Raw genomic sequence first — 25753 nt, forward strand, 5'->3', positions numbered from 1 at the left:
CTTGCTGCCGCCATGGACTGGTGCGGCTTTCAGGCGGCACAGGCTCCGCTCCCCCATTGCAAAAGCCTGTGCCGCGGGCCCTTTAAACGGCCCATCCAAAGTTCAGTCTGGCATCGCATCGCCCGCCAGCCCCATGGCGGTTGTGATATCCCCGCCCAGAGCAGTCAGCGCAGCTGTGCCAACACCCACAGCCAGGGCAATGGCTATACCGTATTCCACCAGCGTCACCCCGCGCTCGTCGCGGCGCAGCGTGGACAGCATCATTTTCAGATATGCAGTCATTTCAGTCTCCCATCAGTTAAACGCCGGCACCCCGGCGGGTCATGCGGACGCGGCGCCGAATGGCACCGGCCTGCATTGACTCTACCGGGTGCCGGATGCGCGGCGCATCGGCCCGAAAGGCCAGAAACACACGTCAGGGATGTGTTTATTCCCGCGAACGGGCTACAAAGGTTAGGTCAGGGAGGAGGAGGCCGTTTGGCGTGCTGCAGCGCCTGCCTTACTTGGCCTGAGGCCTGCTGCGTGGTGCCATCAGCTGTTCCTTCAGGCTCATCGGCGCGGCAGGCGGCTCGTCGAAATTCAACCCCGCCTCCAGATGGCGCAAGTGCTCGTCCGCCAGCCGGACCAGCTCGTCAGTGTCGCCGGACTCCAGCACATCGACGATCCGGTCATGCTCATCCTCGGCGCAGGAGGAACTGCCGGTAGGCGAATAAAGCCCCAGGATCAGCGTGCTGCGCATGGTCAGCTCCGACAGGAACCGCTCCAGCACCAGATTGCCGGCAATCTGCGCAATCCGCATGTGGAACTGGCGCGAGGCGCGCAGCTCTGCCGGTTTGTCGCCCGCTTTACGCGCCGTGGCTTCCTCCAGGATGTTGCCCCGCAGAAAGGCAATGTCGTCCGCCGAGGCCCGACCGGAGGCGTGGCGCGCAATGGTCCGCTCGATCGCTCGGCGGGCCTGGAAAATGTCGCGCGCCTCCTTGGGCGAAGGCGTCATCACAAAGGCGCCGCGGTTCGGGCGCAGCTCCACCACCTGCTGCGCCGCCAGCGAGGCCAGGGCCCGGCGCACATTGGCGCGGTTACAGGAAAACAGATCGCTCAGCGCCTGCTCGCCCAGCTTGGTGCCCGCGGGCAGCCGCTGTTCGGCAATCGCGTCGAGAATCGCATTCACGATCTGATCTTCGGGAGAATCCTTCATGAAGCCTCAAAAAAGTTTTCCTGCGCCGCCGCAACTTAAGGGCCGTCAGGACGCTTGGCAATGGCGCCGAGGCGCGGCCGGCTTGACGTGTTACCAAATATTGTTAACAATAAATGACAACAAAGGAGGAGCATATGAAAATCCTGGTCGTCAATCCCAACTCGACCGAGTCGATGACGCGGAAGATCGTCGCGGCCGCGGAGGCCGCTGCCAGCCCCGGTGTCACCATTTTGGGAGCCACCGCGGCAGGCGCGCCCGCCAGCATCGAAGGCCATTTCGACGAGGCGATGTCGCTGCCCGGTCTGCTGGCCCAGGTGGCGGCGGGCGAGGAGCAGGGCGTGGACGGCATCGTTGTCGCCTGTTTCGACGATCCCGGCATCGGCGCCTGCCGAGAGCTGGCGTCCGGACCGGTGCTGGGCATTTGCGAAGCGGCGGTGAAAGCCGCCAGCATGCTGGCTACCTCCTTCACCGTGGTCACCACCCTGCCCCGCGCAGTGCCGGTGATCGAGCACCTGGTCCATGGCTACGGCCTCAGCCACCAGTGCCGCCGGGTGCGCTCTGCCGCGATTCCGGTGCTGGCGCTGGAAGAGGAAGGATCGGATGCGCACCAGAAGATCCGCGCTGAGATCCTGCGCGCCATCGAGGAAGACCAGTGCGAAGCAATGGTGCTGGGCTGTGCCGGTATGGCCGACCTCACAGCATGGCTGAGCAAGGAGACAGGCATTCCCGTCATCGACGGGGTCAGTGCGGCAACGCGGATGATCGAGGCGCTGGCGGGCTGCGGCCTGAAGACCAGCAAGATCAACGCCTATGCGCACCCCAACCGGAAATAGTGGTATCGTCAGGGAGGAAGACATGACCATGAACGCAGAACTGGAAGCCGTCGTCGAAGGCGGCGGCATAGAGGACCACAGCAGCAAGGGGATCGGGGAGGAGAGCCTTGCACCGCAGGAAACCCGGATCATGGACCCGTGGTCCTACCTGTTTGCCTGGCTGGGCGGCTGTGTGTCGATCGGCACCTTCACTATCGGCTCCGGCCTGGTGGGCACGCTGAACCTGCTGCAGACCTTTGTCGCCATCGCCATCGGCTGCACCGTGATCGGCATCGCGCTGATGATCAACGGCCAGGCCGGCCACAAATACGGCATCCCCTTCATGGTGCAGGCGCGTTCCGCCTTCGGCTTTGCCGGCACCCGTCTGCCTGCGCTGGTGCGCTCAGTCCCGGCCATCGTCTGGTTCGGCTTCCAGAGCTGGATCGGCGCCGGGGCGCTGAACCTCGTCTCCGACACCCTGTTCGGCTATGACAACATGGTGGCGTTCTTCATCGGCTTCCAGCTCTTGCAGATCGGCCTGTCGGTTCTAGGCTTCCACGGCATCAAATGGCTGGAGAACATCGGCTCCGTCTTCATCATCGGCTCGCTGATCTACATGTTCTTCAGCGTGATCAGCAAATACGGCGACGAGATCTCCGCCAATCTGGTCAATGTCGAAGGCACTTGGGGCGCGCCCTTCTGGGGAGCCACCATGCTGTTCTTGGGCATCTACAGCACCATGATGCTGAACGTCTCCGACTACTCGCGCGAGCTGCGCCGCAACGTCGGCCCGTTCCGCCAGGTGGCGATCTATGCCAACTCGATCCTGCCTGCGACGCTGTTCATGGGTCTGATCGGTCTGATGGTCTCCGGCGCCACCGGCGAGGTCGACCCGATCAAGGTGTTCTCCAGCGCTGTCGACAACAAGCCGCTGCTGGTTATCACCCTGCTGTTCATCGCATTCGCGCAGGTCACCACCAACATCCTGAACAACGTGGTGCCGCCGGCCTATGCGCTGATGGATATCTTCAAGATCAAGTTCAAGACCTCGGCTGTCATCGTTGGCCTGCTGGCCTTCGCCACCTTCCCGTGGGAGCTGGTCAAGGATGAATCCGCTGCCGGCCTCAGCCTGTTCATCCAGACCTACTCCGCCTTTCTGGGCCCGATCTTCGCGATCCTGGTGGTGGACTACTTTATTCTGCGCAAGCAGGAGCTGGATCTGGGCAAACTCTATGACGAGACCGGCCCCTATCAGGGCGTGAACTGGGCCGCGGTGATTGCCATGGGCATCGGGGTTGCAGCAGCGCTGATCTTCTCCGGCATCTCCTGGTACGCCAGCCTGCTGCCCGCTGGTCTGTCCTACTACCTGCTGATGCAGCACCTGCCCGCCGCCAAGCGTTTCCTGGACTGATCGCCGGTATACATTTTCAAAGGAAAGCCCCGCCAGCGGCGGGGCTTTTCATGTGCGCTGGAGTGCCGGATCAGGCAGCGGCCTTGACCGCAGCAATCACGATATCCAGCGCCCGGTCCAGGTCTTCGCGGGAGATCGTCAGCGGCGGCGACAGGGTCAGCACGCTGCCCTGGCTGATCTTGTAGCTGAGGCCACCCTCAAGGCAGGCGTAGTAGATCTGCTCAGCCCTGGCGATGCCGGGCGCCATTGTCTGGCGGTCCTCGACAATCTCCACCCCGAACATCAGCCCGCGGCCGCGGATGTCACCGACGATGGACACCTGGCCCAGAGCGTCGCGCAGCCGTTCCAGCGCGTGGCGGCCCAATTCCGCAGAACGCTCAACCAGCCCTTCCTCTTCAATGATCTGCAGCGTGGTCAGGGCAGCGCGGGCGGTGACCGGGTTTTTCTCATGCGTGTAATGGCCGATGGCAAAATCGCCGCAGACATCCAGATCGTGCCGCGCCACGCAGGCGGCGATGGGCAGGATGCCGCCACCCAGCGATTTGCCCAGTGTCACGATGTCAGGCACGATCCCGTCATGCTGGAAGGAGAACATCTGCCCGGTCTTGCCCAGCCCGGTGGGGATCTCATCCAGGATCAGCAGCACGCCGTGGCGGTCGCAGATCTCACGAACCGATTTCCAGAACCCCGGCGGCGGCACGTTGGGGACTGCGCGCATCGCTTCCGCAATGAAGGCGCAATAGTCGCCGTCGCGGCCCAGCACATAATCGATCATCCGCGCGCAGGCCTCGGCGCTGGCCTCCAGAGACTTGTGGCCGTAGGCGCAATTCGAGGGGCTGAAGGGTGCCACATGCTCCGTTCCCGGCAGCAGCGGCCCGGCGATATGGCTGCGGAAGGTGGCCTCGCCCCCGACCGAGGCGGCGCCGAAACCGGCGCCGTGAAACGCATCCCAGAAGCTGAGGGTCTTGAACCGCCCGGTGGCGGCGCGGGCGATCTTCAGCGCCACCTCGTTGGCGTCGGAGCCGCCAGTGGTGAACAGGGTCTTGCCCAGATCGCCGGGGGTGATTGCCGCCAGTTTCTCTGCAAGTTCCACCGCGGGTTCATTGGTGAAGCGGCGCGGTGCAAACGGCAGGTCGTCCAGCTGCTGCTTGATCGCGGCGACCAGTTTGGGATGGCCATAGCCCAGGTGATGCACCGAGTTGCCGTGGAAATCCATGTAGCGGCGGCCGTCCATGTCCTCGACCCAAATGCCTTCTGCCTTGGCGATGGTGCTGACGCAGGGGCTGGACAAGCTCTGGTGCAGGAAGGCATCCGCGTCCCGTTCCAGCAGCGGTGCGGAATTGGGGCCGATGGATGTCTTCAGCCAGGCCTTGCGGGCCTCAGAGGTGTTGGATTCACCTTCCGTATGGACGAGCATGTGCTGCCTCCGTTCGAGGGGGTCAAAAGAGAAAGCTGAAAAAGGCCGGGGCCGGGTGGAGCCAGCCCCGGCGGGCCGGAGTTATTCCGGCCAGGGGAGTGAATAGGTCTTCACGTTGGTGAAGAATTTCATCGCCTCAATAACGCCTTCCTTGACGCCGTTGCCCGAGTCCTTGATGCCGCCGAAGGGGGACATCTCGATCCGGTAGCCGGGCTGTTCCCAGATGTTGCAGGTGCCCACGTCCAGCCCGTTGATATAGGCAATCGCGCGGTTCAGGTCGTTGGTGCAGACACCCGAGGACAGGCCGAACTCGGTCGAGTTGGAGATCCGCATTACTTCGGCATCATCATCCGGCACCCGGACGATGGGCACGATCGGGCCAAAGGTCTCCTCCATCACCAACTCGCTGTTGTGTGGCACCTTGTCGACCACGATGGGTGGCAGCAGTGCCCCCTGACGGCCAGGGTGATACAGGATCTCGGCACCCTCGGCCTCAGCCATATAGACGCGGTTTTCGAACAGCTCCGCCGCCTTGTCGTGGATCACGCAGCCCAGCTCGGTTTCCGGGTCCTGCGGGTCGCCGAATTTGATCGCTCGAGCCTTCGCCAGAACCAGCGGCACGAATTTGTCCGCGACGCTTTCCTGCACCAGGATGCGCTTGATCGCAGTGCAGCGCTGACCGGAGTTGCCGGTGGCGCCGGCTACGGCGATGGTTGCCGCCTTCTCAAGATCGGCGTCGGAGAGATCATTCAGCACGATCAGCGGGTCGTTGCCGCCCAGCTCCAGCGCCTGCCGCTTGTAGACGCCCTTCTCGGCAATCATCTTGCCCACTGGTACGCCGCCAGTGAAGGTGATGATGTCGATGTTTTCATTGGTGATCATCTCGTCGCCAATGTCCTTGGGCCAGCCGGTGACCACCTGGAACATCTCCGGCGGCAGGCCCGCTTCGTACAGGATATCGGCCAGCGCGATGCAGGTCAGCGGTGTCAGCTCGGTCGGTTTGCAGACCATGCAGTTGTTGGTGGCAATCGCGGGCGCGATCTTGTGGCTGACCATGTTCAAAGGATGGTTGAACGGGGTGATCGCCGAGATCGCCTTGACCGGCTCGCGCTTGGTGAAGATCTTGCGCGCCTTGCCGTTGTGCGTCAGATCGCAAGAGAAGATCTCGCCATCGTCCTTCAGCGCCTCGGCAGCGGCAAACTGATAGACGTCCTGGGCGCGCTTGGTTTCATAGATCGCGTGCTGGTGGCAGATGCCCAGCTCCAGCGTCAGCCATTTGGCCAGCCACTCGCGCTTCTCGCCGATCAGTTCCCCTGCCCGCTGCAGGATCTGACTGCGCTCGTAGCGGGTCAGCTTGGGCGTGTAGTTCGCGGCAATCTCAAACGCCTTGCGGGCGTGCTCGGCCTGACCTGCCGGCACATGGCCAACCACCTCGTTGGAATAGGGGTAGAGAACCGGCACGGTTTCTTCGGTAAAGACCACCTCGCCGCCGATGCGCATGCCCTCGTTGCGGATTTCGGTATCGCTCATCGCCTGATCCTTCATGGTTACAACGCCGCCGCCTGCGCGGCATAGAAAAACGCATCAAAGTTGCGCAGCACCGGGCGCTCCGGCAGCGGCAGGACGCGGTTGCAAATGAAGGGTACCTCCTGTTCGGTCAGCCCGCCATGGCTGCGCAGCGGCTCATTAAGCGCCGCCAGATCGTGACGGTGCTCAGACGTGCCGATGCAAATGTTCTCGCCCGAAACCAGGATGATATCGCCAATCCGGTCGGCGGGCAGTTCGAACCGGGCCACCGCCTCCTCGCGGGTCAGCACATCGGTAATCGCGTCATAACCCGCGAGCCGCTCCATGATCTCCGCCCGGTCCGCGCCCTCAGGCAAGTAGCAGGTGGCAAAGGAGCCGAGCGCGCCGTGATGGACCACATAGGGGTCTGTGATCGGCAGGATCACCCGCGCCTGACCCTCGCCCAGCCAGTCATCCATCAGGTCCTGCACATAGATCACGCTGGGGGAGCCGTCGGCGTGATGCTTGGGCTTCATGCCGTGGTCGGCGGTCACCACGATGGCGGCGCCCAGCGCGTCCAGCTCCGTCAGGTACTTGTCGAACATCTCATAGAAGGCCTTGGCCTCCGCCTGGTCAGGGCTGTACTTGTGCTGCACATAGTCGGTGGTGGTCAGATACATCACATCCGGCGCCCATTCCTTCAGCAGCTTCACCCCGGCGGCAAAGACAAACTCGCTGAGTTCAGCCGAGTAGACCTCGGGCTGCGCCATGCCCAGCCACTCGGATGCCTTCTCCTGACCATGCTCAGCCGCGGTGGAGCTGTCGGATTTCTCCGCCGAGAAGCATTTGGCACGGTCCTCATCGAATGCCAGACCTGCACCCAGAAGCGCCCGCAGCTTGTCCTTGGCAGTGACCACCGCCACCCGCGCGCCAGCGTCATAGAACGCCTTGAACACCGTCGGCGCGCGCAGGAAGCGCACGTCATTCATCATCACCTCTTCGCCGGTATCCGGGTCGATCAGGTAGTTGCCGCAGATCCCGTGCACCACCGGCGGACGGCCTGTCGCAATCGACAGGTTGTTGGGATTGGTGAAGGAGGGCACCACCGAATGCGCCAGCCGGTCGGTGCCTTCCGCGCGCATCCGCTTGAGCGTGGGCATCAGACCGTCGGCAATTGCCTTATCCAGATACTCCGGCTCGCAGCCGTCCAGGCAGATGGCAATCGCGCAGGTCTTGGGCACATCATAGGCGCGGCCGTTTGCCACGACGGGGGATTGAATGGTCATATGTCGAAGTCCTTTGTGTCTCAGGCAGCCAGTTTGGCGCGTTCTTCCAGCGCCGCGGCGGGCGGGGCCGCGCTGGCGACGCCCATTTCGGCAAGCGTTTCCTTGGCGGCAGTCACGACCTGCCGCATCACATGTTCATCCATCTGCCCGATGCAGCCGACGCGAAAACTGTCCACAACCGTCAGTTTGCCCGGGTAGATGATAAAGCCCTTTTCCTTCATCAAATCGTAGAAGCGATCGAAGACGAAATTCGCATCCGCAGGGCAAAAGAATGTGACGATGATGGGTGACAGCCAGCGGTTCTGCAGCAGGGTCTCGAACCCCAGATCGCGCATGCCTGCAACCATCACGTCGCGGTTGCGGGTGTAGCGGCCGCCGCGCCCCTCGACGCCACCTTCGGCCTCATGCGCCTTCAGCGCTTCCAGAAAGGCCGCCACCACATGGGTCGGCGGCGTGAACCGCCACTGGCCGGTCTTTTCCATATGCGCCCACTGCGCATGCACATCCAAGGACAGAGAATGGCTGTTGCCTTTGGCTGCCTCCAGCTCATCCTTGCGGGCGATGACAAAGCCAAAACCTGGCACGCCCTCGATGCATTTATTGGCCGAGGACACCATCGCTTCATAGCGAATCTGCGAGGGCTTCAATTCGATCGCGCCAAAGGCCGACATCGAGTCGATCAGCAGCTTGCGACCCGCGGCGTAAACAGCCTCGGAAATCTCCTCCACCGGGTTTAGAATGCCCGAAGAGGTTTCGCAGTGGATCGCCACCACATGGGTGATCGACGGATCATTTGCCAGGATCTGCGCCACCTCATCCCCGCGCGGCGGCAGGTAATCGCCCTTGTCCAGCAGCTGATAGTCGCGGCCCAGGTATTGCAGCGTCTGCGCCGAGCGCAGGCCGTAGGCGCCATTGGCCAGCACCAACGCCTTACCGTCCCGCGGCACAAAGGACGCCAGCATCGCCTCCACCGCAAAGCTGCCGGAGCCCTGCATCGGCACGCAGTCATATTCGCCAGCCCCCTCACCCAAGAGCGCCAGAAGGCGGCTGCGCATGTCGCGTGTCATGGCGCGGAAGTCATCGTCCCAGCTGCCCCAGTCCCGCAGCATGGCTTGTTTCACCTCATAGGATGTGGTCAGCGGCCCAGGGGTAAGGAGGTAAGGTTCGCCTAGAAAAGGCGGGTCAATCTGCGGTGCGGAAGCGGTCATTGCCTGTCTCCAAAGCATGGTTCGAGAGCATGATTGCGCCAGCCTCAATCATATGTAAAATTGCAAAAAACAATTCAATGATAGGTCAGACCTATACAAATCCGCGGGGGACTGATCATGCGCCATTCGCAGCTTAAGGCCTTTCACCATGTGGCTCTTCTGGGCGGCTTTTCCCGCGCCGCAGAAGCCCTGCATCTGACCCAGCCCGCGATCTCCGAGCAGGTGCGCAAACTGGAGCAGGACCACGACGTGCTGCTGTTCCGGCGGGAGAAGAAACGGGTGTTCCTGACAGAGGCGGGTGAGGAACTGCTGCATCTGACCAAGCAGTATTTCGAGGTGGAAACCCAGATCGGGGACTTCCTGTCGGCAACCCGCGCCGCGATTGAGGGCGAATTGCGCATCATCGCGGATTCGGCCCAGCACATGACCGGTTTCCTGGGGCCGTTCCAGAAACGCTATCCGAATGTCGTCATCTCGCTGCGCGCGGGAAACACCGGCGAAATCATCGATGAGCTGCGCGACTATAACGCCGAAATCGGCGTGGCGGGCAGCTTGTCTCCCGGCAAGGACATGAGCGTGCTGAACCTCGGCGCCACCGGCATTGTTGCCTTCGCCGCGCGCGGGTTGCTGATGGCCTCTCAGAAGACTCTGTCGTTCCGGGAACTGTCACAGCTGCCGCTGGTGTTCCGCGAGGAAGGCTCCAAGACCCGCGAGAAGGTGGAGACGGCCGCCCGCGAGCAGGGCATCCGGCTGAAGCCCGCGATTGTCGCCGAGGGCCGGGAGGCCGTGCGCGAGCTTGTTGCCTCCGGCGCGGGCATCGGCTTCGTCTCCGAGGCCGAGTTTGGCCACGACGACCGCCTGGTCAGATACAGCTTGCGCGATGCAGAGCTCACGATGAGCGAAAGCATCATCTACCTCACCCAGCGCCGCGACGTCCGGGTGATCCGCGCCTTCATGGACTTTGCCAAAGGTATCCAGGCGGCAAAGGACGCTGCCGGGGGGGTGGTACTACCAGGCAGCTAATGCGGCCTGTTGGTCATCACATTCAGCACTCCTGACCCGTTTGCGCGCTCATAGTGCCCGGACATCTTCCCCGCCCGACTTAACCTTTCCCGGATACACGGCTCCCTACGCGGTTTGCCTGAGGCATGACTCCTCTCGTGATGGAGATTTTATGAAAGAGACCCGGGCCTGACGCCCGTTCCCGGCGAAACCTTCGGGAACACCCGCAACAACAGGACCACTCACGCGTGACGCTGAGTGACCCTATTCTTGCACTTTCATAAATCGAGACACTCCCTTGAATATCTCAAAGCACGAGCAGCGTGTTTTGCTTGAACTCGCCCTTGGCGGATCCATCCGCCATGAGCGGCTTGCAAACGGCAAGATCCACGGCGTCACCTGCTACACGCGCGAAGGCCATGTGCTGTCCGACTGCACCCTGGCCGTGTTCCAGCGCCTTCTGAAACGGCGCTTCATCCGTTCGCGCAACGGCGGCCCCTACCGCGCATCGCCGCTGGGGATCAGATCGGTGCGCGCGCAAATGAACCAGCGGTAGGAACGGCCATGCCAATGGCAGGCTCTTTCCGCCCGGACCGCCCCTCAGCAAGGGGGGCGGGCACCCGATGCCGCGCCGGCCAGGGCAAGCCCCTTGCCCGGTGCGGCCAAAGCAATTCATCACGAGGAGACCTGAAATGGACCCTAAGGAAATAGAAACCATAAAAAACATTCACCGCCTGGCATTCGGCGCCGAGGAAGGGCCTGAAATCGCAGAACTTGCGGAAGGTCTGCTCGCCCTGCCGGACACCATCTCAATCAGCGCCAGCCGGGACGGCCGGGTGGCGGGCAATGTGCTGTTCACGCCATTTCGTTTCCACGATCACCCGGACGCCAAATGCTATCTGCTGGCCCCCACTCCCGAAGGGAAGGCCTTTGCCTAAAGCGAGTTGCCGTCGAAGGCCAACGCGAACTTCACCTTGGCCCGGTCGAGGTATCCTTCACTGAGCCTTTTTGCCGGATAGTTGCGTTGAAAAAACCTGCGACCTCTCCCGGGTGCAGCCTCGTGCTTGCAGGTTTTGACCGCGGATATTCCATGTTGCCGCATCAGCCGACCAGCCCTGCGCTGCCCGGTATTCAGGCCCTTATTTAAGTCCCCAGAGAAGAGCAAGCTGCCTCCGCGGTCTTATCTTTCCATGGGCTTGAGTCTCGGCTTCTTCGTGCCGTTATTTTTCAAATTGATAATTGGATACAGCCGCCCCGGCACGGGCCTGTTCAGAGGCGGCCCCTAGCAATTGCAAGATGAGTGCGGGTTAAACTTTTCATTTAAGACGATTCATTGATTCTAGATGCCTGCTTTTCAGAATAGAATTTCAGTTCTAGTCTGCCGTGAACCGCCGCAATAACTTACCAAAACAACAAAACTCCAGGCGCTAAATGACGAAGCAGCGTGTCACTCGAAAATATCTCAGGTTTCGCAGCGGTATCGCCTTGGCGATCTTGCTGGCCGCCGCTGTGGCCGCTTTCTGTGTCACCCTGTCTGGCCAAAGGAGCGTCGCGCGGCGGGCGGGAAACACCATGGTGCTTGACCAGATTCTGGTCTCCTTGGCGGAACTGTCACTGGCATTTGAAGAATTGAAGAACGATCCGGGCAGCCAGAAGGCACTGATTGCGCGCGGGCGCATCCGGCGCAGCGCAAGAACCGTGGCAGATTCCATTGCGGAGCTCACCGGCGACAGCGCACTTGCCGCCTTTTCACCGCAAGCGCAGGAAATCCTGACCCAGCCAACATTGAACCCGGTCTCCGAACTTGAGGACATCCTGTTGCTGAGCGGAGTTCTAACCGATCCCGTTACAAGCCGGAAAGCCGTCGCTGATGTAAAAGCTGCGGCACTAGCATCGGACCTGTCGAGGCGGCTGCTGCCGGTATTCATGCGGGCAAAAGAGGCCGAGGCCCAGACCGGCCGCATTGCTGCGGAAACCCAGCTTCTGTATGCGGCGGCGGCTGTGATCATCGGCGCCATCGGTATTTTTGTCGCTGCCCGGTTTGTGCATCTTCCAATGGAGCGCTTCATCATCAGCGCACAGTCCGAGATCGAGGCGAGTCAGCGCAAGGCAGAGGCCGCGTCGGAAGCGAAATCGGTGTTTCTGGCAACTATGAGCCACGAAATCCGGACCCCGCTGAATGGTGTTCTGGGTCTGGCAGAGCTGCTGAACGATACTAAGCTTGATGACAACCAGCGGCACATGATCCGCATGATGATCATCAGCGGCAATTCTCTGCTCAGCATCATCAACGATGTCTTGGACTTGTCCAAGGCCGAAGCCGGAAAGCTGGAGATGGAAGCCGAGGCGTTTAACGTCCGCGCGACCTGCCTGGAGGTCATCGACCTATTTTCCGCGCGGGCCCAAAGCGCCAAGATCGGTCTGCATCTGAGCGTGTGTCCGAAGGTCAGCAACTGGCACGTGCTGGGATACAGCACCGCGATCCGCCAGATTGTCGTCAACCTGATCAGCAATGCATTGAAATTCACCGAGAAGGGATCCGTCGGAGTGAAGCTGCAGGAGCTGGAGTCTACCACGGGTGGGGCACGGATGATCCGAATTGCCGTGCGCGACACCGGGATCGGTATACCGCCAGAAGCGCAGGAACGGATCTTTGAGCAATTCGCGCAGGCCGATGCAACCACAACCACACGGTTTGGCGGAACAGGGCTGGGCCTTGCGATCGTAAAAAACCTCACCCAGGCGATCGGCGGCAGGGTTTCGCTGCAAAGCGCGGTAGGCAAAGGTGCAGAGTTCACAATTGAATTCCCGGCCGGACATGTCCCGCACCCTGCTGCGGTTGCCGAGCCTGAACCGGTCAATGCCTCTTTCCGCAAGAAGGTGCTTGTTGTTGATGACAACAGGGTCAACCAGATGGTCGCGGGCAAGATGCTGGAGCGGTTGGGATGCACCGTCATCACGGCAGGCAACGGGTTCGAGGCAGTTGAGCTGGCGCACAGCTGGCAGCCCGATCTAGTGCTGATGGACGTCCGGATGCCGGAACTGGACGGGCTCGGCGCCACCCAGGCAATCCGCGCGAGAGAGCAAGAGCTGGGCCTGAACCCGGTGCCGGTTATCGGTCTCTCCGCCAATGCGATGAACGAGCAGCGCTCCGAAGGTCTGTCCGCGGGAATGAACGACTACATCGCAAAGCCCGTCAACAAGGCAGCGCTTGCCGCTGCATTAACCCGCCTGTGGCCAGAGGAAGCTGGCAAAGCCAGCGAAGGGGGTACGATATGCGCCTGAGAGCCACAATTGCCACAGCCCTTGCAGCTGTAGCCGCGCTGGCGGGGCCGACCACGGCTGAGCCTGGCCAGGTGTGGCTGTACAACTGGAGCGGCTACATCGACCAGGATACTCTACAGAACTACCAGGACGCTACGGGCAATGAAGTTGTTCTGGACACCTATGGCGATTCTGATGAAGCCGAAGCGCGGCTGATTGCCCGCGGCACAGGCTATGACCTGGCAATCGTGGCGTCTGAGACGGTCGGTCGCCTGGCAGCGGCCGGAGCGATCCGAAAATTCCGCTTGTCAGATATTCCGAACGCGGTGGGGTTAGACTCTCAACTGATGCAGGCTTTCCTGGCATCCATGCCTTCGGCCGAAGGCTACGCTTTACCGTACCTCTGGGGGACAACCGGCATCGCCTATGACCGCATTGCGATACAGGAGCGCCTGCCGGATGCGCCGCTCGACAGCTGGGCGCTTGTGTTCGACCCTGAAAATGCCAGCAAGCTAGAGGACTGCGGCATAACAATTGTCAACTCCGTCGAGGAACTCGTAGCCGCCGCGCTTGCCTATCTTGGCATGGACCCGCAATCACAATCGGAGCAGAATCTGGAGGCCGCTTTTGGCGTGCTGTCGGCGATCGCGCCTTATGTCCGGTCGTTTGACTCTTACCAGTATGATGCACTGATGGACGGCGAAGTTTGCCTGGCCGTCGCTTGGAGCACCGAAGGGCTGGCGCCGCTGCTGGAAAAACAAAGCGACCGGTATCAGTATGTGATACCGAAGGAAGGCACCAATTTGTGGGCAGACCTTTTTGTGATCCCAAACGACGCCGGCAATCTGGAGGCGTCGAACCAGCTAGTAAACCATGTACTGCAACCTGCAGAGATGGCACGGGCGACACTTTCCAACAATGCCACCAGTAGCGTGCCGGCCTCCCGTGCAGAGATCCGCGATCCCAGATACGAAATTCCCGCGCTGTCTCTGCCGCAAGAGATCCGCAGCAGGCTCTATTTCGTCAAACCCCGCGGTGGTGAGGAAAAACGGGCCCTCGACCGCCGCTGGCGGCTGCTTCAGATCGGGCTCTAGCGGCACAAGGCGTTTGCAGGATCAGTTGAAATCTATCGCCGTGCACGCACGGCAAGCCGCTTGGAGGCGGCATATGCACGTCCGCTACCTGGAAAGCAGCCTATCAGCTTGATCAGGCTTCGCGGCAGCCGTCAGGACACCTTAAAGATGTTGCCATTGGTAATCTGGCGCACCGCTCGCTCCATGCGGAACTGGTTGCCGCGGTCGGTGTGTTCATCCGCCATCAGATCCTGATAGCGGTCGGCCACCGCACGCAGATGCTCCAGGGCGTCGTTCTGACGGTCCTTGAGCGCCATCAGGTAGCCGCGCGACAATTCCAGGAAATACTCATATTTGCGGTCGATACCGGGGAAGGCGATAGCGTCGTGATAGGCTAGGCATTCTTCGTAGCTGCCCTGGGTGAAGGGATCATAATCCGCCACGTCCTGCGGCACGTCCTTGATGCTGGTATAGATCGAGGAAGTGAAAACCTGGCCCTCCCAGCGGAAATAGTCCTTGAGATAGCCCATTGTGACCTTGATCCAGGGCAGCCGGTCAAAGAAGAAGTCCTGATTGATCAATACAGAGTTCCCACCGATCATCGAGGGGTAAAACTGCTTCGACACGTGGGCGTTCAAGCGCATGGTTTTGCAAACATCGATAAACGCTATCTCAATAGGAGCGCCCTCCCATACTTCTTCGTTCAAGTCACCAATGTGAAGCGAGATCAGGTCTCTGTAGGGGGCTACGTTCTTTTCCAGAATGGGAACGAAGCTCTCACCCAGAACATAGGGTGTGCCATGGAAGACCCTGTTTCTGTCGATCTTATCGCTGGCAGGCGCAGGCAGGAACCCCAGTTCGTAACCGTGAAGAGGCCTGGCATCGGGAAAACCCGAGAAATCCATGCTGGCCAAGTTCGGGTTGGCCTGGATTCCTGAAGCGCTGGCCACCAGGGAGGAGCCAAAAAAGCTGCCGCCGTCGATGATGGCACCATCACCGCGATAATATTTGCTGGCAAGCGCGGCTAGCATCGCCCGTTCCATATAGGAGAGCATCCCGGGAGCGCCGCTCTGACGCTGAGTAAGCACTAATCCGGGAAGGTTAAGGCTTTCGATAAACGGGCTGCCGACGGCGCCTCTGGCGATTTCAAAGTACATGATGTGAGGCCTTTTCCTGTCCTAACGGGTGCAGAGAGCGGTTTGCGGCGCGGAGCACCGCCTGAAAGCCGGGCGCAGCAACCTGCCCAGCGAAAAAAAATGTCGGTGAGGTATCAGGCGGCGGGTTTTAGGCAGCGCACAATTCCAGGGATACGCATTCCCGCCGCTCCTTTCGCGCTATTTCCAAAGCGATACACAGGGGATCTTGGAGGTGTCGCAGCGTGCAGCGTACTTCTGAGCAATTTCCCGAACTTCTTCCATCAGGATTGCCTTCAGTCTGACTGGCTCAAGACCGAGGTACATGAACCCTTCGTTGTTCACCTTCAGTTCATTCTCGGCCATTTCGTTCCGCGGGTTGTCGAGATAGGAGATCTCGGCACCCATCATCGTGTGAAGCATTTGAGCCAAGTCGCGGATCCGGTGTGTCTCCGTCATCTGGTTCAGAATGCGGACCCGGTCGCCGTCTTGCGGCGGGTTTTGCAGCACCATTTCAATACAGCGGCAGGTGTCTTGAATATGGATGAAAGCCCGCGTCTGGCCGCCTGTGCCATGCACGGTGACAGGGTAATTGACCGCCGCCTGCATGATAAAGCGGTTCAGAACCGTGCCATAGTCGCCGTCGTAGTCGAAACGGTTGATCAGCCTTTCGTCCAGCTTGGTTTCCGGCGTCTGCGTGCCCCACACGATGCCCTGATGCAAATCCGTGACCCTGACACCGTCGTTCTTATTATAGAAGGCAAACAGGAGCTGATCCTGGCATTTGGTCATATGATAGATCGATCCCGGGTTCGGCGGGTACAGGATGTCCTGCTCAACGTCACCCGATGGTGTTGGGATTTTTACATTCAAATAGCCCTCTGGAATTTCGATCCCGGCAGTCCCGTATCCATAGACTCCCATGGTTCCGAGATGGATCAGGTGCGTGTCCAAACCGGAGTCGACAATTGCCGCCAGCACATCATTGGTCGCATTGAGATTGTTTGAAACCGTGTAGCGCTTGTGCGCAGCGCTTTTCATAGAGTAAGGCGCGGCCCGCTGTTCCGCAAAATGGACGATTGCATCGGGCCGCTCCTCACGGATCAGAGTGAGCAGACGCTCATAGTCTTGTCCCACCGTGAGATTTTCAAAGCGGATTGCGTTACCGGTCAGCTCCTTCCAGACACGCAGCCGCTCCCCGATGGGCCGTATTGGCGTGAGGCTTTCAACCTCAAGCTCCACGTCGATTTTCCGGCGGGAGAGATTATCCACAATAACAACGTCATGCCCGCGATTGGAAAGGTAGAGACTCGTCGGCCATCCGCAGAACCCGTCCCCTCCAAGAATGAGAATTTTCATTAAAAATTCGCCTTTTGATTGCTTTTAGTAAAGATTAATACCGCAAAGATTGCTTTCGCAAGTAGAAAAACGCCCGTGAAACTGGAGCATGCTTCACTGCTGCAAGCGGCTGGATGCACTCCTCAGTAATGCGGCCGCTTTGCCGCCCTGTTCCTTCAAATCAGCTGCAGCCGTCACCCCGTGCGCAGCTGAAAGCGGCGCTGACATCGCTTTGGCAAGTGCCGAGGCGTGCAACGCTTCTGTGCGTTCCCGCAAAAGAGTCTCGCGCAATTCCAGTGCTTTTGCGCGCGCCGTAGCGGGATCAGCCAGGACCATGCGGATGACAGCGGCCCATTGATCGGCGGGCGCATCCGCGGGCAGGCAATGAGCCAGCCCAGGACGCAGCACTTCCCGCGTCCCGCCAGCGTCCGCCCCCACGAGCGGAATCCCCGTCATGCCAGCCTCCAGCAACTGCACAGGCACCCCGTCCCAAGCTGAGGTGTATAGCCAAACGTCGGCCTCCCCCAGCGGCAGGCTGGCAAAGTGCTCATACTCGCCTTCCAAGCATACATTGCCGGGGCGGTCCGGAAGAGGCGGCCCTCCTTCCAGCACGCTGGCTCCCCACATCCGGAAGTCCGCTTCCGGCAGGCTGCGGGCAATCTCATAGACCAATCCGGCCCGCTTCTGTGGATCCATCCGTCCGCCCCAAAAGATCTGGGGCCGGCGGGCCACACCAGCTTGCGGTGTTGGTGCGGCCGGGATCGTGCTGTCTGCAGGACTCGGCAGGACGTGCACCCGCTCCGCCAGCCGGCGCGGCAGCATATGGCGTTCACATAGCTCGTCCGCAAGGAACTGGCTGTCCGTGAGAATTCCCGCAAGTTGCTGGAAATGCGGATAGACACGGCGAAGCGGGTAACCGGTCCAATAGCCATGCGAGGTTTGCTCGTTGCAAAACAGGCAGGCAAAGATTTGCGCCGACGACGCAAGCGCAGTTCCGTAAGGTGTCATCGCGTCCCACAGCAGACGGGAATTCACGTTGAAGACACATTCTGGATGCAAAGCACGCAAGAATTCTGCCAGGAGCCGCAGGCGGGCATCCTTCTTCAGACAGGCGGTCAGCGCAGCAAAGTCCACCACGCGAACATCCTTCGGCAGCTTGCCTTCCGGCATGGCTCCGGACTGATCCGTCAGAACGACCAGTACTTCGCTCGCCTTTTCACCCGCCAGAGCCCGAGCGATATGACCTTCAAACCGCGGTGCGGTACCGAAACGGGGCCGGTTCACGCAGATCACATAGCGTGCGCGCCGGTTCCCGGTAGCACCATTCAGGCGCCAAATCGCCGCTGTGCGCTCTGAGACGGCGTCTGAGTTGAACGGCGGGATCTTGACCTGCAGAGCTTGCATCCACCCTTGCTCTACCAACGGCTCGTGCCGGGCGGCACGCGCCACCTGAGCACCGAGTTCTCCCCGCTCCAGCCGCTGTCTCAGGCCATCATACCGGGATTTCCATAATGTGAATGCATCACCAGCAGAACAACCGAGCATTTTGGCCATAGTGTCGAACTCAGCCACCGGGCGGGGCACGTACCCCGCGGCTCGGCCCCTCTCCAGCCAGTGAAAAAAGGGGTTCACCCCGCTGCTGGCCACATCCGGATAGGTTTTCAAATAGGCCTTGGTGGAAAACCAGGGTGCCGGGTTACGGCCTTCTTTCCAGCCCGCCCGCACATAGTGCGCCACCGGGTCAAAGTTCTCGAGAGCGGCAATGTCCGGGTATGAAGCAAGGTAAAATGCATGGTCGAACTCGGGCCGTATGACCTTGCACGCCCGCCGGTCGCGCCAAGCGACTCTCCCCTTGCGCGCCCGGGCGCGCTCCACCCGCGCAGCAAATACATTCCCGTAGTGCGGAACTTGGTCAGGTTGCGGTGGAAGGAGCGCCTGTGGACTTTCCGGCCGAGTTACAGCTTGGCTGCATGCGCCAAGCTCTGCAATCCGATCCACGGCCATCGGCTCCAGTTGCCGCACAACGGCCTTTCGTGCGCGGCTTTCCGTGACCAGCGAAGCTCCGCGCCGGCGCTTAAAGATGATTGTGTCCGGAGCGTTCAGGTGCAACCAGCCCCCCGCCATCGTTTCGATGGAAAACTGCCAGTCCTGAAACGACAGGCCCGCCGGAATGTTGCGCGTCGAGTAGGGGTGCTCCATATGTGCCTCGCGCGGGGCCAGGCACAGGCTGTCGTAGTAGTTCATGCAATAGAAGTGATAGGGCGAAAACAAGGGATCCGTCTGATCCGGCTTCAAGAAGACCGAATGCGTCCCGTCAAAGAGCCAGTTGAGCTCAGGGTGCACAATCACACGCTGTCCCGCCTGCTCGGCTTGCCGCAAGCGGTCCATCCCGGCGCTGAGCCAGTTTTCCGAAAACAGATCATCGGCATCCAGGAAGGCTATGCAGCGCCCCTTGGCCAAACGCAGGGCAGCGTTTCGTGCCCGGCCTAGATCGCGCTCGCTAAAGCTGACTGTCCGCCAGTTCTCCAGCCGTGGCTGCGAGAACCACTCCTGTGTCTCTTTGGTGGCACTGTCCAGTGCAACTAGGCGCTCAACAGTGTATCCCTTTGCCTCCGCTGCACGGATAGCATCGTCGGCAGCCCTGATCGTTGGCCCGCATACCAGCGATTCATCGTGCGCTGTGAGAATAACAGACAAGTCATAGCTTAAGCCCGGCACTGCCCCGCCTCACCCTGCGCGAATCAACTGAAACGGTTGCTCATGGGCGCAACAGCCTTTCAGCCGCATCCGCCGGTAGAAGCAAACCATTGCGATTTTTTCGCTTTTATCACGCGCAAATTAGAGGTACGCAACCCATAGATGAAAGGAATTTTTATGAAGAACTGCTCCGCCTTCATCCTCATCGGCGGCTATGGTTTCGTAGGCCGCAACATCCTTGAAACAGTTCAGAACAACTCCGCTTTCGCCGGGCTATCTCCGGCAGTGATCGACAACCTGTCCAACGCAGCACCCGGTCATGAAGCTCTTGACGTTCCCGCCTACTGCGGCGGCTACGAAGAGCCAGGCGCGCAGGAATTTCTGAATGAACTGGATAGCCATGAATTCGGCAGCCGCATTTTCGTATTTCTGGCCGGCGAGACCCGGGTAGCCGAGTCCAAGGACAGACCCCTTGATTTCATTGAGGCAAACATCAGCCAGCCTTCCAGCTTTGTCTTGGCAACGGTACGGCCTGGGGATCATTTCATTCTGATTTCAACGGCCGGTGCGCTGTTTGACGGAACCTTCGAGGTCCGTAACACCTCAGCCTACTGCCCGAAGAACTTCTACGGCGCGACTAAGGCAGCAGAAGAAATGATTCTGGAAAAGCTGGTAGAAATGCGCGGCGGCACATTCTCAGTCATCCGCATGACAAACGTGTATGGCCGCTATTCCGAAAACAAGAAAAGCGCTATTCACGCCTTTACGCGCGCAGCCCTGGAAGGGGTGGAAGTCTTCATCAACGGCGATGGCTTGCAGCGGCGCGATTTCATCTACGCGGGGGATGTTGGCCGTGGCATCGCCACCCAGGCACTGCGAGTACAAAACGGTCCAGAAACGGCCCGTGTGAATACACTGGGCGCAGGTGTTTCGAGCTCATTGCTGGATGTGGTCCGCGCGGTTGAAGCGGCGACCGGCAAGGTGCTGCGCTATACTAAAATCCCAGCAGAAGATCTGCTCAGAACCGAACCTCGCGATGTGATTGCCTCCCGCGAGGATGCAGAGGTTCTGCTTGGCGGCGAGCTTACCTCGCTGGAAGAGGGAATACGAAACACACAAGCGTACTATGCAAGCCGGAATGCTGGTGAAGGGGTGTTATGAACACTGCCCTCTACGTCGCGTACCATAAATCTGCGCCGCGCCTTCAGAGCACCAGCGTGTTTCCTGTCCAGGCAGGCCGGGCGCTCGCCCGGACTCCGGTTCAGCAGATGAGCGGCGACGATACTGGCGTGAACATCTCGGAGAAAAACGAAACCTGGTGCGAGCTGACCGTACTGTATTGGGCCTGGAAAAATGGATCAGCAAATGATCTGACCGGGCTTATGCACTACCGTCGGCTGCTGGATCTCTCCGGCCGTGCCCTGTCCGGCCCGGCAGAGATTTTTCCAGCAGAGTTCGACACCCGCACCTGGTGCCGCGAAGCTGAACAGTGGCTGGAACGGGAAGGCGCGGACTGGGACATCGTGCTGCCGCGGCTGCACCGCATGGGCAGAACAGTCGAGGAGAACTACCGGTCCGGCCACCAGGCACAAGACTGGGAAGCGATGTGCAGCATCATCCGGCGCGACCACCCGGAATATGCCGCCAGCCTGGACACCGTGGCATCCGGGTACGAGGTGCGGCTGGGCAATCTCGCGATCATGGCAAAACCTGTCTTCGACCGGTATTGCCGCTGGCTGTTCGACATTCTGTTCAAGGTCGAACAGGCGCCACTCAATCGCGACACCTACAGCGACTACCAGGCGCGTTATCCGGGGTTTCTGTCGGAGCGGCTGCTGACCGTCTTTGTGCATCACGAAAGCCGGACAAACCCGTCACTGCGCATCAAGGAAGTGCCGATCCTGAATCTCAGCCGCGCAGCGGTGTCCCCATACCTCGCAGCCGCAGACCGCCCGGAGCGCGGCGCGATCAATTTTGCCTGCTCCAGCGACCGTAAATTTCTCCCTCATGCGGCCGCCATGCTGCGCTCCGTGCTCGATCACGCTGATCCCGCCCGGCCGCTGAATTTCTTTTTCCTGCACTCAGATATCGATGAACCGGATCTGGCACTCCTGCAAGACATGATGGGAGAGCGGCCGGATGACAGTTTTCATCCGATCAATGCCAATGGGATTTTTAACGGCTGCTACCGATCGGCATCACGCGCTCCTTCCAACGCCACCTACAACCGGTTCCTGCTGCCATCCCTGTTTCCCGCGCTGGACCGCATGCTTTACCTGGATGCCGACGTCATCGTCAGAGCCGACATCGGCAAACTGTATGATTCAGACCTTGGCGCCGCGGAAATCGGTGCGGTGCCCGACTGGATCATGACGCGCACCCTGGCCGGCCCCACCAGAACAATTGATCCCGAAGTGCCGGATCTGGCCAGATACCAGCGCGAGACGCTCGGTCTTTCAGAGGGTGAAATCGGGCGCTACTTCAACGCCGGGGTGCTGCTGTTCAACTTCGCCGCAATGAAAGATCCCGAAGCAACCGGCCGCACGCTGCGCCGTATGGCTGGTGAGCGGCGGTACTTTTTTCGGGATCAGGACATCCTGAACGTCCACTTCAAGAACAGCGTTTGTCTTCTGGACGCGCGATGGAATGCCTTCAATGCACCTGTGCAGGCCTATGGCCGGGTGCCGCGGAACAACCGCCGGGAAGCGTTGGCGGCCCGCCGCGACCCCTGGATCATTCACTATGCCGACCGGGACTTCAAACCCTGGCTGGGCCATGCAGTTCCCGAGGCGCAGCACTATTGGCAGGCGCTGATCCGCACGCCGTTCTACGGCGAGGTTGTAAGCGGCATGTCGGGAAGCAGCCGCCGCCGCAAGCGTTCGTTGTGGCCCTTGCTGGTCCAGGCCGGCCGCAAAACCGCAGAGCACATTCCAATTCTGAAAATTCCAATGCTGAAACTGTACCACGCCTGTTCGGGCGGGCGCTCCTGAGGAGACGGCAGCGGCCGCCCGGACAGGCATCGAAACACACGGAGATTTCATGCAGATCGACAATTTCAATGTAAAGAATTTCCCTGCTATTTCGTCCCTCGGCCTCAGCAGTTCAAACCACAGGCTCAGGGTTTGTATTGTCACCGAGGAAATTATCGGCCCCGTCCGCAACGGCGGCATCGCCTCGACATATTACCATCTGTCCAAAGGGCTGGCCGCACACGGGCATGATGTGCATGTTCTGTTCCTGAAGGGGCCTGTGGTTCAGGATGAAACCCCTGAGCACTGGGTGGAGCATTTCGCGGCCTTCGGGGTCACGCTGCACTATCTCGACATTCCCGGCAGCACCGGCTGGGGCAGCGCCCTGAATTGGCAGTCCCGCTACAGCGCCGCCTACCAATGGCTGCGGGAGCAGGAGCGGTTTGACGTCGTACACACGTCAGAATGGCGCGGCGGCATGTTCTATGCGCTGATGGCCAAACGCCTCGGGCTAGGCTTTCAGGACACGCTTTTCCTGGTCAAGACGTCTTCCCCGCATATCTGGAACCGCCACTACCAGATGCAGCCGATCGAGCGGCGCGACCTGGTTCTGGCCGCCTACGCCGAACAGAAATGCGTGGAACTGGCGGATGCGGTTATCGGCGGTTCCGCCCATCTGATCACCTTCATGGAGCAAATCGGCTACAAAGTACCGGATGCCAATGTCTTTGTGCAGCCCAACATCGTGGATTTTTCCAAGGTGCCGGTGACCGATCAGCGCCCGCCGCGCCAGCCGGGCGATGTTGTTAAGACACGTGAACTGATCTTCTTTGGCCGCCTGGAAGGCCGCAAGGGTGTCGAACTGATGTGCAACGCGCTCGATATTCTGCGCGAACGCCGGGTCGCCCCGTCCAGCGTGACCTTCATGGGCAAATGGGGAGGGGCGCTTGCCACACAAGGCGGCAGGAAGGTGCAGGATTACATCGAGGAAAAGGCCCGCGGCTGGGATTTCCCGGTGCGCTTCATCACCGACAAGAACCAGCCGGAAGCATTGAGCCACATGTGTTCGCGCGACATGATCGCGGTGATGCCGTCGCTGATCGAAAACTCAACCATGGCAGTCTATGAAACACTGGAATGCAATATTCCGTTCATTGCCACAGATGTCGGCGGCACTGCCGAACTGATTGACCAGAGGGATCACCGAGACTGCCTAGTCGAACCGACTTCCACAGCGCTCGCCGACCGGCTGGAGACGGTGCTCGAACACGGGCAGCGGATCGCGCGGCCGGGGTTCTCCAATGAGGAGAACCTGCAGGTGTGGTATGGCTTCCATGCCTACCTCGGGGAACTGATCGAGCAGCTCGGTGCCCGGCAAGCCATTGCTGCCATTACAGAAGACGTCGACAAACCCGGCCTCCCGGTTAAGGCGCTCCGCTATGCCGTGCTGCTGCGCAGCGGTGATGACGTGGAGGCGCTGACCCAGGCCTTGCTGCACGACCGTCCCGACAGCGTTGCCCTCGCCTACAATGATGCGAACCTGCAAGACGCTGCGGCCGAAGCCAAGGCCTTGCTGCTGGAGGCAGGGCTGGACGTGACAGAGCTTGCCTGTATCGGCCAAGCGGCCGGCAGCACGCTCAACGCGCTGGCGGATTTGCCGGGGGCGGATGCCATCGTGATCGCACACGGCACCTCGGTGCAGCCGGCTCCGGGCTTCTTTGCAGCAGCCCGAACCGCGCTGGAGCAGCGCCCGGACTGCTTGTTCACCAGCTTCTTCAGCGCCAGTGAATCGGTGCAGGGAATGCCCGCAGGCAGTGATGTTGCCTCGCAGTTCCTGTCGCCGCGCGCCTATGGCCCGGAGCTGTTCGCCATACGCCACGCGACCTATGAAAAGATCGGGCCGTTCGAGCCCTATGATGTTCAGAGGGGGATCCTTCACGAGTTCGTCACCCGGGCCGCTGTCGCGTTCAATGAAGATCTGATGGTTTGCCCCGAACCGTTGCTGGACTGGCCCCGGGCGCAGGAAGAAACGCAAGCGATCACCGACGACACCGTATACGCCTACCTCAAGGCGAAACCGCTCATTGACGGGTCCGGGCTGGCCCAGCGGAAAATTCTGCTGAGCGCACTGCATCTGGTGAACGGCAGCAACCGGGCCATAGGCAGCAAGTCCCTACGCGACGGCGGACGGCCGCTGGAGGTCCCGCTGTGGCTGACACCGGCCGATTGGAACCGGGCCGACATCAGCGGCGCGCTGAAACGCAAGCTGGTTGCCGGACTTGACGAGGAGACGAACACGCTTTGGCTCTTTGCGCGCGGCGCAGGCAACCGGCGTCTGCTGGCCCGGGATTCCGCCCAACAGGCAGACCTTGTGGAAGAACACCAGGGTTCTGACGCTGGCGACCTCGTTACCCTGTCCTGCTACAGGATCCCGGACAGCTGGGAAGCCGGCTCGACCTATGCTTTGAACTGGTGCCTTTTTGACGGGGAAGAGAAGGCAGGCAATCAGTTTCTGCGCATAAGCAAGCTGGCTGAAAACACCTACGCGCTTTCCTCGCGAAAGCCGGTCCTGACAAAGGAGGCCCTGTGCCAGGTTTTCCAGCGGCAGACCGAAGGCGCTTCTGCTGCAGCCAGGCTGGATAGCAATGCCGGGCCCGGTCATATCCAGCAACGCGACGGCGTGCCGGAGAGCATGGCGCACAGCCTGCCATACGAAGCTCAGCAGTACTTGCACACAGCGGCACCGGGCGCCGCCGGCGAAGCCTCTGCGCAGTCTGTTGACGAACTGATGCGGCTTGCCCAGGAAACCGGCCGGCCTGAACTGGAACGCCTCGCCATGCAGACCCGCAGTGAATTGCTACTGGCAGAAGCGGCACCGCTGCATCTGGACGAAAGGCCTTCCCAGCTTCTGAGCGATGCGCGTTCGTTCCTTGCCCTGCCCCCCAGCGGCTGCTGGCAGGAGAACGATTGGCTGCAAGGCTGGGCCTGGGACCGGGCACGCCCGGAAAAAACGCTTCATATAGTCGTCATGCGCGACACCGAACCCGTATATGCCTGCCCGGCAGATTACCGGGACCCGTCCTTGGACCACCGCACACCCGGGCTCGAACGGCATGCGTTCCGCATCCCCGTGCTGCCCGCATTTCTGTCTTCCGGCAACGGAGGTGTATCGCTGCGAATTCTGGAAACGGGGGACCTTGTCCGCAACGGGCAGCTTGCCCCGGGCGGCACGGCATCACGCGCACTTGTGCCGGTCAAAGGCGACCTGCAACCCGCCGGCGGTTCCAAAGCCCAGACTGCGGAGAGCCGCCCCTGGATGACCCGCGCACGACGGATGCTGCAAGCTCTGGGAAGCGACGACGGGCGAACGGGATGACCTGTCTGGTGAAATTGCATGAGCAGCAGCTCCGGCTGCGACCGGCAGGCACAGGACGTTCTTGAT

19 protein-coding genes are annotated in these 25753 nt (G+C 60.7%); 10 read left to right on the forward strand and 9 right to left on the reverse strand.

The features are described 5' to 3' along the window. Positions 1-102: 102 nt before the first annotated feature. Together AC58NV_RS12305 and AC58NV_RS12310 are read right to left on the reverse strand one after the other, a co-directional pair. Positions 103-282, reverse strand: coding sequence for a Flp family type IVb pilin (locus AC58NV_RS12305; RefSeq protein ID WP_497227394.1), 180 nt, complete (start codon positions 280-282; stop codon positions 103-105). A gap of 217 nt (positions 283-499) precedes the next feature. Continuing rightward, entirely contained in the window at positions 500-1195 is a 696-nt protein-coding gene (locus AC58NV_RS12310; RefSeq protein ID WP_497227395.1) for a GntR family transcriptional regulator, read from the reverse strand. A gap of 134 nt (positions 1196-1329) precedes the next feature. On the opposite strand from AC58NV_RS12310, the gene AC58NV_RS12315 reads away from it, so the two are divergent. Next, complete coding sequence (locus AC58NV_RS12315) at positions 1330-2028, forward strand: aspartate/glutamate racemase family protein (RefSeq protein WP_497227396.1); 699 nt, start codon at positions 1330-1332, stop codon at positions 2026-2028. Between the two features lie 22 nt (positions 2029-2050). Beyond that, positions 2051-3418, forward strand: a complete 1368-nt coding sequence (locus AC58NV_RS12320) for an NCS1 family transporter (RefSeq protein WP_497227397.1) — start codon at positions 2051-2053, stop codon at positions 3416-3418. 70 nt (positions 3419-3488) lie between these two features. Here AC58NV_RS12320 and pbfA read toward each other — a convergent pair whose 3' ends face one another. From pbfA to AC58NV_RS12340, 4 genes are all read right to left on the reverse strand, one after another. Then, positions 3489-4835 (reverse strand): (R)-1-hydroxy-2-aminoethylphosphonate ammonia-lyase, encoded by a 1347-nt coding sequence (gene pbfA / locus AC58NV_RS12325; RefSeq protein ID WP_497227398.1) that lies wholly within the window; start codon positions 4833-4835, stop codon positions 3489-3491. A gap of 81 nt (positions 4836-4916) precedes the next feature. Then, complete coding sequence (gene phnY, locus AC58NV_RS12330) at positions 4917-6365, reverse strand: phosphonoacetaldehyde dehydrogenase (RefSeq protein WP_497227399.1); 1449 nt, start codon at positions 6363-6365, stop codon at positions 4917-4919. A gap of 17 nt (positions 6366-6382) precedes the next feature. Continuing rightward, a complete protein-coding gene (phnA, locus tag AC58NV_RS12335; RefSeq protein ID WP_497227400.1) occupies positions 6383-7627 on the reverse strand; it encodes a phosphonoacetate hydrolase in 1245 nt (414 codons plus the stop codon). Between the two features lie 20 nt (positions 7628-7647). After that, a complete protein-coding gene (locus tag AC58NV_RS12340; protein WP_497227401.1) occupies positions 7648-8835 on the reverse strand; it encodes a 2-aminoethylphosphonate--pyruvate transaminase in 1188 nt (395 codons plus the stop codon). Positions 8836-8952: 117 nt separating this feature from the next. On the opposite strand from AC58NV_RS12340, the gene AC58NV_RS12345 reads away from it, so the two are divergent. The 5 genes from AC58NV_RS12345 to AC58NV_RS12365 all read left to right on the forward strand — a co-directional run bounded on the left by AC58NV_RS12345 (position 8953) and on the right by AC58NV_RS12365 (position 14195). Beyond that, positions 8953-9858 carry a LysR substrate-binding domain-containing protein gene (locus AC58NV_RS12345; RefSeq protein WP_497227402.1) on the forward strand — a complete coding sequence of 302 codons (906 nt, stop codon included), beginning with the start codon at positions 8953-8955 and terminating at the stop codon, positions 9856-9858. A gap of 277 nt (positions 9859-10135) precedes the next feature. Beyond that, entirely contained in the window at positions 10136-10393 is a 258-nt protein-coding gene (locus AC58NV_RS12350) for a YjhX family toxin (protein WP_497227403.1), read from the forward strand. A 136-nt stretch (positions 10394-10529) separates the two neighbouring features. Then, on the forward strand, positions 10530-10775 hold the full coding sequence (locus AC58NV_RS12355) for a GNAT family N-acetyltransferase (protein WP_497227404.1): 246 nt from the start codon (positions 10530-10532) through the stop codon (positions 10773-10775). 634 nt (positions 10776-11409) lie between these two features. Further along, positions 11410-13122, forward strand: a complete 1713-nt coding sequence (locus AC58NV_RS12360) for an ATP-binding protein (protein ID WP_497227405.1) — start codon at positions 11410-11412, stop codon at positions 13120-13122. Beyond that, positions 13113-14195, forward strand: a complete 1083-nt coding sequence (locus tag AC58NV_RS12365) for an extracellular solute-binding protein (RefSeq protein ID WP_497227406.1) — start codon at positions 13113-13115, stop codon at positions 14193-14195. Before AC58NV_RS12360 ends, AC58NV_RS12365 begins: the two co-directional genes overlap by 10 nt. A gap of 131 nt (positions 14196-14326) precedes the next feature. Here the strand turns inward: AC58NV_RS12365 and AC58NV_RS12370 are convergent, their stop codons facing one another. The 3 genes from AC58NV_RS12370 to AC58NV_RS12380 form a co-directional block, all read right to left on the reverse strand. After that, positions 14327-15331, reverse strand: a complete 1005-nt coding sequence (locus AC58NV_RS12370; RefSeq protein ID WP_497227407.1) for a hypothetical protein — start codon at positions 15329-15331, stop codon at positions 14327-14329. A 177-nt stretch (positions 15332-15508) separates the two neighbouring features. Continuing rightward, on the reverse strand, positions 15509-16666 hold the full coding sequence (locus AC58NV_RS12375; protein ID WP_497227408.1) for an NAD-dependent epimerase/dehydratase family protein: 1158 nt from the start codon (positions 16664-16666) through the stop codon (positions 15509-15511). A 93-nt stretch (positions 16667-16759) separates the two neighbouring features. Then, the gene (locus tag AC58NV_RS12380) at positions 16760-19342 is read right to left on the reverse strand and encodes a glycosyltransferase (RefSeq protein ID WP_497227409.1); all 2583 of its coding nucleotides are present in this window, start codon (positions 19340-19342) and stop codon (positions 16760-16762) included. A 162-nt stretch (positions 19343-19504) separates the two neighbouring features. On the opposite strand from AC58NV_RS12380, the gene AC58NV_RS12385 reads away from it, so the two are divergent. The 3 genes from AC58NV_RS12385 to AC58NV_RS12395 are packed head-to-tail and all read left to right on the forward strand — an operon-like array spanning position 19505 to position 25687. Then, on the forward strand, positions 19505-20503 hold the full coding sequence (locus AC58NV_RS12385; protein ID WP_497227410.1) for an NAD-dependent epimerase/dehydratase family protein: 999 nt from the start codon (positions 19505-19507) through the stop codon (positions 20501-20503). Further along, positions 20500-22332 carry a DUF4422 domain-containing protein gene (locus AC58NV_RS12390; protein WP_497227411.1) on the forward strand — a complete coding sequence of 611 codons (1833 nt, stop codon included), beginning with the start codon at positions 20500-20502 and terminating at the stop codon, positions 22330-22332. The genes AC58NV_RS12385 and AC58NV_RS12390 overlap by 4 nt, the downstream gene beginning before the upstream one ends. A gap of 49 nt (positions 22333-22381) precedes the next feature. After that, positions 22382-25687, forward strand: a complete 3306-nt coding sequence (locus AC58NV_RS12395; protein WP_497227412.1) for a glycosyltransferase family 4 protein — start codon at positions 22382-22384, stop codon at positions 25685-25687. Positions 25688-25753 lie beyond the last annotated feature (66 nt).

It is taken from the genome of Leisingera sp. ANG49 (genome assembly GCF_059694505.1).

Bases quoted from the DNA above. Each gene is read 5' to 3' on its own strand.
- AC58NV_RS12305 (WP_497227394.1), bottom strand. From the start codon at position 282: ATGACTGCATATCTGAAAATGATGCTGTCCACGCTGCGCCGCGACGAG.
- AC58NV_RS12310 (WP_497227395.1), bottom strand. From the start codon at position 1,195: ATGAAGGATTCTCCCGAAGATCAGATCGTGAATGCGATTCTCGACGCG.
- AC58NV_RS12315 (WP_497227396.1), top strand. From the start codon at position 1,330: ATGAAAATCCTGGTCGTCAATCCCAACTCGACCGAGTCGATGACGCGG.
- AC58NV_RS12320 (WP_497227397.1), top strand. From the start codon at position 2,051: ATGACCATGAACGCAGAACTGGAAGCCGTCGTCGAAGGCGGCGGCATA.
- pbfA (WP_497227398.1), bottom strand. From the start codon at position 4,835: ATGCTCGTCCATACGGAAGGTGAATCCAACACCTCTGAGGCCCGCAAG.
- phnY (WP_497227399.1), bottom strand. From the start codon at position 6,365: ATGAGCGATACCGAAATCCGCAACGAGGGCATGCGCATCGGCGGCGAG.
- phnA (WP_497227400.1), bottom strand. From the start codon at position 7,627: ATGACCATTCAATCCCCCGTCGTGGCAAACGGCCGCGCCTATGATGTG.
- AC58NV_RS12340 (WP_497227401.1), bottom strand. From the start codon at position 8,835: ATGACCGCTTCCGCACCGCAGATTGACCCGCCTTTTCTAGGCGAACCT.
- AC58NV_RS12345 (WP_497227402.1), top strand. From the start codon at position 8,953: ATGCGCCATTCGCAGCTTAAGGCCTTTCACCATGTGGCTCTTCTGGGC.
- AC58NV_RS12355 (WP_497227404.1), top strand. From the start codon at position 10,530: ATGGACCCTAAGGAAATAGAAACCATAAAAAACATTCACCGCCTGGCA.
- AC58NV_RS12360 (WP_497227405.1), top strand. From the start codon at position 11,410: ATGGTGCTTGACCAGATTCTGGTCTCCTTGGCGGAACTGTCACTGGCA.
- AC58NV_RS12365 (WP_497227406.1), top strand. From the start codon at position 13,113: ATGCGCCTGAGAGCCACAATTGCCACAGCCCTTGCAGCTGTAGCCGCG.
- AC58NV_RS12370 (WP_497227407.1), bottom strand. From the start codon at position 15,331: ATGTACTTTGAAATCGCCAGAGGCGCCGTCGGCAGCCCGTTTATCGAA.
- AC58NV_RS12375 (WP_497227408.1), bottom strand. From the start codon at position 16,666: ATGAAAATTCTCATTCTTGGAGGGGACGGGTTCTGCGGATGGCCGACG.
- AC58NV_RS12385 (WP_497227410.1), top strand. From the start codon at position 19,505: ATGAAAGGAATTTTTATGAAGAACTGCTCCGCCTTCATCCTCATCGGC.
- AC58NV_RS12390 (WP_497227411.1), top strand. From the start codon at position 20,500: ATGAACACTGCCCTCTACGTCGCGTACCATAAATCTGCGCCGCGCCTT.
- AC58NV_RS12395 (WP_497227412.1), top strand. From the start codon at position 22,382: ATGCAGATCGACAATTTCAATGTAAAGAATTTCCCTGCTATTTCGTCC.